Source organism: Achromobacter sp. CSND-B12, from assembly GCF_052906545.1.
This window is the reverse complement of sequence record NZ_JBREGJ010000001.1, coordinates 2,859,708-2,870,882: the sequence shown is the minus strand read 5'-3', so window position 1 is coordinate 2,870,882 and position 11,175 is coordinate 2,859,708. Positions and strand designations below refer to the sequence as shown.

Sequence of the window (11,175 nt, the reverse complement as noted above, 5' to 3'; positions counted from 1 at the left end):
GTCGGGCGCCGGCGGCCGTGCCCGATGCCTTCAATGATGATGGTGATGGTGCCCGCCATCGGCGGGTTGCTGCTTCTGGCACTGCGGGCACAGCGCGCGGATTTCGGTCTCGTGGGTGGCCAGCGTGTAGCCGGTCTGGGCGACGCGCTCGGCCAATTGCCGGCTCATGGCGGGATCGGACACCTCGGCCACCGCGCCACAACTGGTACAGACCACCAGCAGATCGTGGGGAGCGCCGCCAGCGTCGTGGCAGGCGCTCCAGGCGTTGACGGCGTCCAGTCGGTGGATCAGGCCTTCGTCCATCAGGAAGTCGAGAGCGCGGTACACCGTCGGGGGCGCGGCGCCCGGATGCACTTCACGCATGGCGTCGAGCAACTCGTAGGCTTTCAGGCTGCGGCCATGGCGCAGCAGCAGTTCCAACACCTTGCGGCGGATGGGGGTCAGGCGGCGGCCGCGTTGTTCGCACAGCGCCTCGGCGACGCTGAGTTGGGCGCCTACGGTGTCGCTGCGGGGAGAGCGGGGCGGAGCGGGCATGGCGGGTTTCATCTGGAAAGGGAACGCGCGCGAGCGCGCGAGATGCCTGGAAGGTAGCAGAAAACCTCCAGGTGCGGGCGAAACCCTCCCATTCAAGCGGGTGTAGTTATGATATAACATAATAATATTCCGCTGTTTCTCTTCGTCATGTCCCATTTTTCGCTTTTGCCCCCGCGGTCCGGCGCCGCGCCGGGTCCGGGCGCCTCCTTGCGCTCCGCTTTCCTCGCCTCCGCCTGGCGCCGCATGGCTGCCGCGCTGGCCGCGGCGGCGGCGTTGTGGGCGTTGACCGGCTGGGCGCTGGACTGGTGGGCGCGATGAGCGTTGCGCCGGTGGCCATCGAGTTGTGCAACGCCTCCTTCGGTTGGCATGGCCATGCCGCCTTGCGCGGCGTGTCGGGCCGCTTCGAGGCGGGCGCGATGACCGCCGTGGTCGGTCCGAACGGGGCCGGCAAATCCACCTTGATCAAAGGCATCATGGGCGTATTGCGGCCCCTGTCCGGCAGGGTCAGCGTCGGCGGCGTCGGCCGTTCCGAATTGGCGTGGTTGCCGCAGGCCGCGGAGCTGGATCGCTCCTTTCCCGTGACGGTGCTGGACCTGGTCGCGATGGGAGCCTGGCGCCGGGTCGGCGGTTGGCGGCGCTATGGCGGCGAAGAGATCGACCGCTGCATGCAGGCGTTGCAAACCGTTGGCCTGGCCGACATGGCTGGCCGGGGGATCGATACGCTGTCCGGCGGACAGCTGCAGCGCACGCTGTTCGCGCGCATGCTGGTGCAGGATGCGCCGGTGTTGCTGCTCGACGAACCCTTTACCGCTGTCGACAGCCATACCGCCGATGAACTGATGGCGTTGCTCTGCGGCCTGCACGGCCAGGGGCGTACGGTGATCGCGGTGCTGCACGACATGGACCTGGTGCGTGACCACTTTCCACAGTGCCTGCTGCTGTCCGGTTCGGTGGTGGCGTGGGGCGATACCGCCGAGACGTTGACCGAGGCGAATCTGAAGACGGCGCGCCAATGGCACGCGAGGGCCTTCGCATGAGCGTGTCGCAATGGTTGATCGGCCCCTTTCTCGACTACGGCTTCATGCGGCGCGCGCTGGCTGGCGCCAGCGCCCTGTCCCTGGGGGCCGCGCCGCTGGGCGTCTTCCTGGTGCTGCGGCGCATGAGCCTGATGGGGGATGCCATGTCGCACGCGATCCTGCCGGGCGTGGCGGCGGGCTTCCTGCTGGCCGGCCTGTCGTTGGGCGCGATGATGCTGGGCGGCATCGCCACCGGGCTGGCCGTGGCGCTCCTGGCCGGCCTGGTCGCGCGCCTGACGCCGCTGCGGGAAGACGCCAGCTTCGCCGCCTTCTACCTGATATCGCTGGGCCTGGGGGTGCTGCTGGTGTCGCTGCGCGGGTCGAACATGGATCTGCTGCACGTGCTGTTCGGCACCGTGCTGGGGCTGGACGACGCGGCGCTGCTGCTGGTGACGGCAACGGCCAGCATCACGCTGCTGGCATTGGCCGCGCTTTATCGCATGCTGGTGGCGGAATGTCTCGATCCGGGCTTCCTGCGCGCCAGCGGCGGCCAGGGCGGCTGGGTCCACATGGGCTTTCTGGTGCTGGTGGTGGTGAACCTGGTGGCCGGCTTCCAGGTGCTCGGCACGCTGATGGTGGTCGGCATCATGATGCTGCCGGCCGCGGCCGCCCGCTTCTGGATGCGTTCGGCTGCCGGCCAGATCCCGCTGGCCGGCGGCGTTGGCGTGGCCGCTTCGGTGACGGGCCTGCTGGTGTCGTATCACTTCAACGTGCCGGCCTCGCCCGCGATCATCCTGGCGGCCGGCGGTTGCTATCTGTTTTCCATCGTCTGCGGCCCGTATGGCGGGCTGCTGCGGGCGTCGCGCGCATCGCGCCGGGCCTGAACCCTCAAGGAGATTCGCTATGAGTTCCATTCTGCCGGCGTTCCCGCGCCGCCGCGCCTTGCTGGCCGCCGCCGGCCTGTGGCTGTCCACGGCCTTCGGCGCGGCGCATGCCGCCGAACCGCTGCCGGTCGTGGCAAGCTTTTCGATCCTGGGCGACATCGTGCGCGAGGTGGGCGGCGACGATATCAAGCTGGGCACGCTGGTGGGCCCGGACGGCGACGCCCATGAATACGAGCCAACGCCAGGCGATGCCAAGAAACTGGCGGCCGCCAGGATACTGTTCGTCAACGGCCTGGACTTCGAAGCGTGGTTGCCGCGGCTGGTGAAGGCCGCGGGCTTCACGGGTCCGACCGTCGTCGCCTCCAAGGGAGTGACGCCGCGCAAGTTCGCCGGCCATGAGCACGGCACGCACGATCACGGCCATGGCGGCAAGGACCACGACCACGACCACGACCATGATCATGATCATGGCGCTGGCGAGGGCCAGCATCACCATCATGGCGACGCCGACCCGCACGCCTGGCAGAACCTGGCCAACGGCGTGACCTATGCGCGCAATGTGGCCGAGGGCCTGGCCGCCGCCGATCCCGAGCACGCTGACGCCTATCGCAAGCGCGCCGATGCCTACATCGCCCGCCTTCAGGCCGCCGATGCCGCCGCGCGCAAGGCCTTCGCCGCGATCCCGGCCGAACGCCGCAAGGTAGTCACCTCGCACGACGCCTTTGGCTATTTCGGCGATGCGTATGGCGTGGATTTCATTGCGGCAATGGGCGTATCGACCGCGGCCGAACCGTCCGCCGGCGACGTGGCGCGCATCATCGAGCAGGTCAAGCGCGACAAGGTGCCGGCGGTGTTCGTCGAGAACATCACCAGCCCGCGCCTGGTGCAGCAGATCGCGCGTGAAACGGGCGCCAAGGTGGGTGGTACGCTGTATTCCGATGCGCTGTCCAAGCCTGGACAGCCCGGCGCCACCTACCTGGAAATGTTTGAATGGAACGTACGTCAGCTCACCGCCGCATTGCGGCCCTGATCGCTGTCACGGGCGCACTGGCGGCCAGCACCGCCGGCGCCCATCCGCACATGTGGATCGATGCCCGCGCCGTGATCGACCTGGACGAGCAACATCGGGTCACGGCCGTGAGGCAGGTCTGGCTGTTCGACGAAATGTTCGGCGCCTATGCCACCCAGGGTCTCAAGAAGGGCAAGGGCGGCGCCCTGCCCGACGACACCTTGAAGACCATGGCGCAGGATTGGATGAAGGCGCTGGGCGAGCCGGTGTCGCATTACTTCACGCGTGTCACCGTGGCCGGCAAGAGCGCGGTGTTCGCCGCGCCGCGCGATGCGCGCGTGACCTGGAACCCCAAGACCGGTCGATTGGCGTTGGCGTTCACCTTGCCGCTGGCCGAGCCTGCCGCGCTGGACTCCGCCGGCGCCCAGGTCGATATCTATGACCCGACCTATTTCGTGGCGTACGCCTTCGAAGAAAAAGGGGCGGTCGCGTTGGGCGGACCCGGCGCGGCGGCCTGCAAGCAGGCTTACCGCAAGCCCAAGGAACTGGATTGGAACACCATGCAGCAACTGGCCGCGATCCCGGCCGATCCGGATGCCCTGCCGGAAGAGCTTTTCGCCATCACCAAGGGGCTGACGCACCGCATCGAGGTGCAATGCTCCTGACGCGGGGGCGGCCCATCGTGGCGGCCGTGTGCGCGTGGCTGCTGGCCCTGGGCGCGCTGGCCTGGACCGGCATGGCCGCGGCGCAGGGCGCCCATCCTTTCGGCGTGCCGGAAAGCGGCGCGGGGCTCGCGGGCGGTCCCGGTTGGTTGTCCGCGTTTTTCGGCCAGGTGTCGGTATGGCAGACGCATTTCTATCGCCAGCTCACTGCCGCCGTGCGTGCCTGGCAGGCCGACGGCGGCGCTGCCTGGACGCTGATCGGCCTGTCTTTTGCGTACGGCGTGTTCCACGCGCTTGGGCCGGGACACGGCAAAGCGGTGATTTCCTCTTATGTGCTCGCCAATCGCCAGACGGCCCGCAATGGCGCGCTGCTGGCGTTGCTGTCGTCGTTGGTGCAGGCCCTGGTGGCCATCGCGATGGTGGCGGCGCTGGCGTTGGTGTTCAACGCCACGGCGGCGGTGATGAATCAGGCGACGCGTTGGCTGGAGCTGGCATCGTATGCGTTGGTGACGTTGCTGGGGGCCTGGCTGGTCTGGATCAAGGCGATCCGGCCGTTGTTGCGCCGTCGGCGGGCCGCGGCAATGGCCACGGTCGCAGCGCCGACACCCGTGGCGTCCGCCCCGGCCTTGAAGGGCGCCGCGGCCTTGCGAGCCATCGCCGTACGGGCCTCGGCGCCGCATGGGGATGCGGCGGCACCTGCCCAACCGCATGACCATGCCCATGGCCATGCGCATTACGACGATTGCGGCTGCGGCCACGCGCATGTGCCGCCGCCCGACCAGGTGGCGGGGCCGTTGAATTGGCGTCGCGCCTGGTCCGCGATCTTCGCGGTGGGCCTGCGGCCCTGCAGCGGCGCGTTGATCGTGCTGGTGTTCGCGTTGTCCCAGGGATTCTTCCTGGCGGGGGTGGCGTCGGCGCTGGCGATGGGGCTGGGCACCGGCCTGACCGTGGCCGCGCTGGCCTGCCTGGCGGTCGCGGCCGGCGGCGCCGCCACGACACTGGGATCCCGCCTGTCGGGCGTGGCGGCGGCGCGGTTGCGCTACGGCGTGGAGGCGTTGGCCGCCCTGGCCGTGCTGGCATTGGGCGTGTTGCTGTTGGGCGGCATGCTGGCCGGCGGCGGATGAGCGCGCCCGGTGCTCAGGATTTGCGGCCGGCGCGTGGATGCGCCTGGTCGTAGGCGCGCGCCAGGTGTTGGAAATCCAGCCGGGTATAGATCTGGGTCGTGGAGATGTTGGCGTGGCCGAGCATTTCCTGCACGGCGCGCAGATCCTGCGCCGATTGCAGCACATGGCTGGCGAAGCTGTGGCGCAGCACGTGCGGATGCACGTGGGTCGGCAGGCCCGCGGCCTGCGCGACGTGCGCCAATTGCAGTTGCACCACGCGCGGCGAGATGCGGCGTCCGCGCGCGCCCAGGAACAGCGCGGCGGCATCTGACGGCGATGCGGCGGGCGGGGCCAGTTGCGGCCGGGCTTCGATCCAGCGTTGCAGCGCCGCCACGGCCGCCTGGCCCACGGGTACGGAGCGGCGCTTGCCGCCTTTGCCCAGCACGATCACTTCCGCTTCATCCAGATTGAGCCAGCCGCGCGATTCATAGTCGGCCGAGCGCGCGTAGCGCAGGTCGAGCCCGACCAGTTCCGACAGGCGCAAGCCGCTGGAATACAACAATTCGAACATGGCCTGGTCGCGCAGCGCGGCCGGTTCGGTCGCCACTTTGGCAGGTGCGCGGTCCAGCAGGGCCTGCGTCTGTTCCACCGACAGGGCCTTGGGCAGGCTGCGCGGCGCCTTCGGCGCGCGCACGCCGGCGACCGGATTGCCGGCCAGGCCGATGGCGGGCGCCCACCACTGGTAGAAGCCGCGCCAGGCCGCCAGCGTGCGGGCCAGGCTGCGCGGACCGCGGCCCTGGGCATGCAGCCGCGCGACGAACTGGCGGATATGACCGGTGCCGAGCCGCTCGAGGGGCAGTTTGGCGCGTTCGGCAAGTGCGTGCAGGAAACCCAGCTCGCGCCGGTAGCCGTCCAGCGTGTGGGGGGAATAGCGGCGGTTGCTTTCCAGATGGCGCAGCCATGCGGCCATCGGATCGGGCAGGGGAGCGTCCGGCGCCGGGTCCTGCATGGCGTGTTCCGGGGCTCCCGCGCTCATGGCTGGATCACGCCTTGGGGGCGGCCGGGTTCAACCGGTGCAGCGCGGCCGAGGCCAACTGGCCGATGGACTCGAGGAACGCGGTGCCCATGTCGGGCGTGAAACGCTCGGCGTCGTCCGAACCCAGCACCAACAGGCCCACGCTGGCGCCTTCGGCCTCCAGGCGCAGGGGCACCAGCGCCAGCGACTTGGGCTTGGCGTCCAGCCAGGCGACCGCCTCGAAGGCCGTGTCAGTGCCGCAGTACGGCGCCTTCAGGCTGTCGGTGAAGGTGCGCACGTCCTGGCTGACGGGTTCGCCGTAGCCGGTTTCGGGCAGGTCGGGCAGGTTCCACAGGCGCAGCGCCACGTGGTTCAGTTCGAACTGTTCGGCCAGCCCCAGGGCGATCTCGCCAGGCACCAGCTGCGGATCCGGTTCAGACAACAGTCGGCAGCACCATTTGGAGATGTGGCTGCCGATGGTTTCGTTGGCGGTGGCGTTGCGCACCAGTTCGTTCAGGCGCCATTCGAGTTCGCGGTTGCGTTCGCGCAGCGTGAGGATCTGGCGTTCGCCCAGCGAGATGGCGCGCGAGCCGTGCGGATGCGGCACCTGCAGCGTGGCGAAGACGTCGGCGTGCTCGTCGAAGAAGCCGGGATGTTCCTGCAGGAAAGCGGCGATGTCCTGGGCGGTGAAAGCGGTATCGGTCATGGGGTCAGCGGTTCAGCGCCATGGAGAAGACGAGCTTGTCGATATCGACCTGGCCCGTGAAGACGGATTCGGCAGGGCCGGTCAAGCGCAGTTGTTCGCCATTCCAGGCGATGGTCAGCACGCCGCCGCGCGTCTGCACGCGCACCGGGGAGTCGAGCAGACCGCGGCGGATGCCGGCAGCGACGGCGGCGCAGGCGCCGGTGCCGCAGGCCAGCGTCTCGCCGGCGCCGCGCTCATGCACGCGCAGGCGGATGCTGTGGCGATCGACGATCTGCATGAAGCCGGCGTTGACGCGGCGGGCGAAGCGCGGGTGGGTTTCGATCAGCGGGCCGACGATGGCGACCGGCGCGGTGTCGACGTTGTCCACCACCTGCACGGCGTGCGGATTGGAAATGGCCACGGCCGACAGGGCCACGCTGCGCGGCAGGCCGGCGGGCACGTCGAGTTCCAGCTGCCAGAGCGTGTCCTGGCCTTCGGTGCGCGAGGCCAGGCCGGCGGTGTCGAACGGCAACGCGGCCGGGTCGAAACGGGTGCTGCCCATGTCGACCGTGACCTGTTCGTCGTCGCCCTCGTCCAGCACCAGGATGCCGGTGGCGATTTCGGCGCGCAGCGGGTTACGGTCGGACAGGCCTTGTTCATGCACGAAGCGCACGAAACAGCGGGCGCCATTGCCGCAATGCTCGACCTCGCTGCCGTCGGCATTGAAGATGCGGTAGCGGAAGTCGGCATCGGGCCGGGTGGCGCGTTCGACCAGCAGGATCTGGTCGGCGCCGATGCCGAAATGGCGGTCGCCGAGGGCGCGGGCGCGCTCGGGCGTCATTTCGATGGCCTGGCGGACACCGTCCAGGACGACGAAATCGTTGCCCGCGCCATGCATTTTGGTGAAATTCCAGTTCATGGGGGGATTATCGCCCATTCTGGCCCTGAAAACCGCGCCGCCGCACGGCGCATGTCCGAACGCGCGCTAGTAGATCTTGGGCTCGCCCGGCGGCCGCGTCTTGAAGCGGCGATGCACCCAGTAATACTGGCTGGGACAGCGGCGCACCCAGGCTTCCAGTTCCCGGTTCAGGCGCGCGGTGGCCTCCTCCAGCGTATCGTCGCCGGGGAAGTTCTCGAGCGGCGGCAGCACTTCGGCATGGTAGCGGCCCGTTTCCGGGTTCCAGAAATCCAGGATGGGCAGCACCGCCGCATTCCATTTCTTGGCCAGTTGGGCGGTCGCCAGCAGGGTCGCCGCGGGAATGCCGAAGAACGGCACGAATACCGAGCCCTGGCGGCCGAAATCCATGTCTGGCAGGTAGTACACCGGCCGCGGTGCGCGCAGATGGCGCAGCAGTTCGCGCACGCCGTCCTTGCGGCTGACCAGGAAGACCTCGTTGAAGCGGGCGCGTCCCGCCGCGACGACCGCGTCGATGTGCGGATCGCTTTGCGGCGTGTACATGGTGGCCGCGCTCGGCACTTCCATGGTGAGGCGGGTGGCGGCGGCATCCAGGCCGATGAAGTGCGGCGCCAGCAGGATGACCGAACGGCCCTGGGCGGTCAGCTCGTTGATGCGCTCGGCGCCGCTTTGCGTGACCATGTCCTGGATCGCCTCGGGCGTGCCGTACCACAACACGCCGCGGTCGACGATGGACTGCGCCAGCGCCCTGAAGTGTTCGCGCACCCAGCGTTCGCGCACCTGCGCGGGCTGTTCGGGGAAGCACAGCTCGAGGTTGCGGCGCACGATGCGGGTGCGCGATCTGGCCAGCCGCATGGCGAGCCAGCCGAGCGCGGCGCCGATGCGTTGCCGGTTGGCGGGCCGCATGCGGCCAAACCACTTCAGCAGGGAGACCAACGTGCGCGTTTTCGAATCGTTCATGGGTAAAAAGCGTGGGACCAGGGCGGCGGGACGGAATGGGGCGACGGCCTCAGCCGGAGGCGGCGGCGGTGTCGTCGGCTGGCGCCGGGGGCGCGCCGCGAGGGGTCTTGTAGCGGTTGTAGCTCCAGAGATACTGCTGCGGGCAGCGGCGGATCAGGGTTTCCATGGCGGCGTTGAGCAACGCCGCCTGGGCCTGGGGATCGGCCGGCAGCGGTTCCGGCACCCGCACGTAGTGGATGCGCCAGCCGCGCCCGCCTGGCAGGCGCTCGCCCGCGGTCAGGATGATCGGCACGCCGGTCTGGGTGGCTAGCTTGCCCGGCAGCGTCATGGTGTAGGCCATGCGTCCGAAAAAAGGCGCCCAGACGCCGTCGCCGACGCCCGGAGCCTGGTCCGGCAGCATGCCGACGGATTCGCCGCGTCGCAGGGCGCGCACGAATTCGCGCACGCCCTGCATGGTCGCCGGCACGGCATTGACGGCCGAGCTGTTGCGCGCGGTTTCCAGCAGCGGCGCCAGGATGTCCTTGCGCGGCGGGCGGAACATCACGGTCATGGGCATCAGGCGGGCCAGGTAGCGCGCGGTGATCTCGAAACAGCCCAGGTGCGGGGTCAGGAACAGGATGCCGCGGTTTTCGGCGCGGGCGGCGCTGACCACGTCGTTGTCATCGGAAACGACCTGGGCCAGGCTTTGCTCGTTGCGAAACCAGACCCGCGGCATTTCCAGGATCATGGCGCCGGCCTCGCCCGCCGCCCGCCGGGCAAAGGCCGGCTCGGGATAGCCCGCCTGCGCCGCATTGGCCTGCAGGCGGCGCCGGTACTTGCCCGGAAACGCATACGCGGCGCGGCCAAGCAGGCGTCCCAGCGCGTGCGCGACGGGCAGGGGCAAGGAGGCGAACAGGCGAAATAGGACGAGCAGCATGCGGCAAATGAGCGATATCGGGCATGGTGACGCCGGTGCTCGCGGGAAAGACCCCACCCCCGGCACAAGCATAAGACCGACATTTTCGCTTAAAATCGACCCGTCGCCGAGTTAACCGACAACTTGCGGGGCGACGGCAGGATACCGATGCGTCATGCATCGCTTGCCAAATCCGCTAAAGCGTCGCGCCCAGATCAGCATATGCCATGCAGTCCGGGGTGCAACGCGCCTCGTGAACCCATGTTCCGGTTGTACCGGACACGAAAGGATGCATCTGTGGCCAATAACGACTTTCTCTTCACTTCCGAATCCGTTTCCGAAGGGCACCCCGACAAGGTAGCCGACCAGGTTTCCGACGCGATTCTGGACGCCATCTTCACCCAGGACCCCAACGCCCGCGTGGCGGCGGAAACCCTGTGCAACACGGGCCTGGTCGTGCTGGCCGGTGAAATCACCACCACCGCCAACGTCGACTACATCCAGGTCGCGCGCGACACGATCCGTCGCATCGGCTACGACAACACCGAGTACGGCATCGACTACAAGGGTTGCGCGGTGCTGGTCGCCTACGACAAGCAATCGCCCGACATCGCCCAGGGCGTGGACCGCAGCTCGGAAGACTACCTGAACCAGGGCGCGGGCGACCAGGGCCTGATGTTCGGCTACGCCTGCGACGAAACACCCGACCTGATGCCGGCCCCGATCTGGTACGCGCACCGCCTGGTGCAGCGCCAGAGCGAACTGCGCAAGGACGGCCGCCTGCCGTGGCTGCGCCCCGACGCCAAGTCGCAAGTGACCTTCCGCTACATCGACGGCCGCCCGGCGGAAGTCGATACGGTGGTGCTGTCGACCCAGCACGCGCCGGAAGTCACGCAAGAGACCATCCGCGAAGCGGTCATCGAAGACATCATCAAGCCCAGCTTCCCCGAAGGCCTGATCACGCCCAAGACCAAGTTCCTGGTCAACCCGACCGGCCGCTTCGTCATCGGCGGCCCGCAAGGCGATTGCGGCCTGACCGGCCGCAAGATCATCGTCGACACCTACGGCGGCGCATGCCCGCACGGTGGCGGCGCGTTCTCGGGCAAGGATCCGTCCAAGGTCGACCGTTCGGCCGCCTACGCCGCCCGCTACGTGGCCAAGAACATCGTGGCCGCCGGCCTGGCGCGCCAGTGCCAGGTGCAGGTCAGCTACGCCATCGGCGTGGCCGAGCCGATCAACATCACCGTCTACACCGAAGGCACCGGCGTCATCCCCGACGACCAGATCGCCAAGCTGGTGCGCGAGCACTTCGACCTGCGTCCGAAGGGCATCGTCAATATGCTGGACCTGCTGCGTCCGATCTACACCAAGACCGCCGCGTATGGCCACTTCGGCCGTTCCGAGCCGGAATTCTCGTGGGAAGCCACGGACAAGGTGCAGGAACTGAAGAAGTCGGCCTGAGCGTCGCGCCTTCGCAAAAATGCCCCTGCATGCAG

12 protein-coding genes are annotated in these 11,175 nt (G+C 68.5%); 6 read left to right on the top strand and 6 right to left on the bottom strand.

From position 1 onward, the window contains the following. Positions 1–30: 30 nt before the first annotated feature. The gene (locus ACUTAG_RS13445; protein ID WP_006389754.1) at positions 31–534 is read right to left on the bottom strand and encodes a Fur family transcriptional regulator; all 504 of its coding nucleotides are present in this window, start codon (positions 532–534) and stop codon (positions 31–33) included. A gap of 314 nt (positions 535–848) precedes the next feature. On the opposite strand from ACUTAG_RS13445, the gene ACUTAG_RS13440 reads away from it, so the two are divergent. Genes ACUTAG_RS13440 through ACUTAG_RS13420 form a run of 5 tightly spaced genes read left to right on the top strand, consistent with a single transcriptional unit; the run spans position 849 to position 5,229 of the window. After that, on the top strand, positions 849–1,571 hold the full coding sequence (locus ACUTAG_RS13440) for a metal ABC transporter ATP-binding protein (RefSeq protein WP_035184230.1): 723 nt from the start codon (positions 849–851) through the stop codon (positions 1,569–1,571). Next, positions 1,568–2,434 (top strand): metal ABC transporter permease, encoded by an 867-nt coding sequence (locus ACUTAG_RS13435; RefSeq protein ID WP_006389756.1) that lies wholly within the window; start codon positions 1,568–1,570, stop codon positions 2,432–2,434. The genes ACUTAG_RS13440 and ACUTAG_RS13435 overlap by 4 nt, the downstream gene beginning before the upstream one ends. Positions 2,435–2,453: 19 nt before the next feature. Further along, complete coding sequence (locus ACUTAG_RS13430) at positions 2,454–3,464, top strand: metal ABC transporter substrate-binding protein (protein WP_241122238.1); 1,011 nt, start codon at positions 2,454–2,456, stop codon at positions 3,462–3,464. A 50-nt stretch (positions 3,465–3,514) separates the two neighbouring features. Next, positions 3,515–4,108, top strand: coding sequence for a DUF1007 family protein (locus ACUTAG_RS13425; protein WP_230846565.1), 594 nt, complete (start codon positions 3,515–3,517; stop codon positions 4,106–4,108). Continuing rightward, positions 4,099–5,229 carry a nickel/cobalt transporter gene (locus ACUTAG_RS13420; protein WP_070780599.1) on the top strand — a complete coding sequence of 377 codons (1,131 nt, stop codon included), beginning with the start codon at positions 4,099–4,101 and terminating at the stop codon, positions 5,227–5,229. Before ACUTAG_RS13425 ends, ACUTAG_RS13420 begins: the two co-directional genes overlap by 10 nt. Positions 5,230–5,242: 13 nt before the next feature. Here the strand turns inward: ACUTAG_RS13420 and xerC are convergent, their stop codons facing one another. The 5 genes from xerC to ACUTAG_RS13395 are packed head-to-tail and all read right to left on the bottom strand — an operon-like array spanning position 5,243 to position 9,700. Continuing rightward, positions 5,243–6,217, bottom strand: coding sequence for a tyrosine recombinase XerC (xerC, locus tag ACUTAG_RS13415; RefSeq protein ID WP_070780598.1), 975 nt, complete (start codon positions 6,215–6,217; stop codon positions 5,243–5,245). A 34-nt stretch (positions 6,218–6,251) separates the two neighbouring features. Next, a complete protein-coding gene (locus ACUTAG_RS13410; protein WP_024070714.1) occupies positions 6,252–6,929 on the bottom strand; it encodes a DUF484 family protein in 678 nt (225 codons plus the stop codon). A gap of 4 nt (positions 6,930–6,933) precedes the next feature. Then, positions 6,934–7,845: a diaminopimelate epimerase gene (dapF, locus tag ACUTAG_RS13405; RefSeq protein WP_035184234.1), complete on the bottom strand. Its 912-nt coding sequence runs from the start codon at positions 7,843–7,845 to the stop codon at positions 6,934–6,936. Between the two features lie 48 nt (positions 7,846–7,893). Next, entirely contained in the window at positions 7,894–8,784 is an 891-nt protein-coding gene (locus tag ACUTAG_RS13400) for a lysophospholipid acyltransferase family protein (protein ID WP_020925911.1), read from the bottom strand. Positions 8,785–8,833: 49 nt separating this feature from the next. Beyond that, on the bottom strand, positions 8,834–9,700 hold the full coding sequence (locus ACUTAG_RS13395) for a lysophospholipid acyltransferase family protein (protein WP_006389764.1): 867 nt from the start codon (positions 9,698–9,700) through the stop codon (positions 8,834–8,836). Positions 9,701–9,976: 276 nt separating this feature from the next. On the opposite strand from ACUTAG_RS13395, the gene metK reads away from it, so the two are divergent. Continuing rightward, entirely contained in the window at positions 9,977–11,140 is a 1,164-nt protein-coding gene (gene metK / locus ACUTAG_RS13390; protein ID WP_006389765.1) for a methionine adenosyltransferase, read from the top strand. Positions 11,141–11,175 lie beyond the last annotated feature (35 nt).

What these genes read in the sequence shown, in the direction of transcription:
- ACUTAG_RS13445 (WP_006389754.1), bottom strand. Translation starts at nt 534, where the DNA reads ATGCCCGCTCCGCCCCGCTCTCCCCGCAGCGACACCGTAGGCGCCCAA.
- ACUTAG_RS13440 (WP_035184230.1), top strand. Translation starts at nt 849, where the DNA reads ATGAGCGTTGCGCCGGTGGCCATCGAGTTGTGCAACGCCTCCTTCGGT.
- ACUTAG_RS13435 (WP_006389756.1), top strand. Translation starts at nt 1,568, where the DNA reads ATGAGCGTGTCGCAATGGTTGATCGGCCCCTTTCTCGACTACGGCTTC.
- ACUTAG_RS13430 (WP_241122238.1), top strand. Translation starts at nt 2,454, where the DNA reads ATGAGTTCCATTCTGCCGGCGTTCCCGCGCCGCCGCGCCTTGCTGGCC.
- ACUTAG_RS13425 (WP_230846565.1), top strand. Translation starts at nt 3,515, where the DNA reads ATGTGGATCGATGCCCGCGCCGTGATCGACCTGGACGAGCAACATCGG.
- ACUTAG_RS13420 (WP_070780599.1), top strand. Translation starts at nt 4,099, where the DNA reads ATGCTCCTGACGCGGGGGCGGCCCATCGTGGCGGCCGTGTGCGCGTGG.
- xerC (WP_070780598.1), bottom strand. Translation starts at nt 6,217, where the DNA reads ATGCAGGACCCGGCGCCGGACGCTCCCCTGCCCGATCCGATGGCCGCA.
- ACUTAG_RS13410 (WP_024070714.1), bottom strand. Translation starts at nt 6,929, where the DNA reads ATGACCGATACCGCTTTCACCGCCCAGGACATCGCCGCTTTCCTGCAG.
- dapF (WP_035184234.1), bottom strand. Translation starts at nt 7,845, where the DNA reads ATGGGCGATAATCCCCCCATGAACTGGAATTTCACCAAAATGCATGGC.
- ACUTAG_RS13400 (WP_020925911.1), bottom strand. Translation starts at nt 8,784, where the DNA reads ATGAACGATTCGAAAACGCGCACGTTGGTCTCCCTGCTGAAGTGGTTT.
- ACUTAG_RS13395 (WP_006389764.1), bottom strand. Translation starts at nt 9,700, where the DNA reads ATGCTGCTCGTCCTATTTCGCCTGTTCGCCTCCTTGCCCCTGCCCGTC.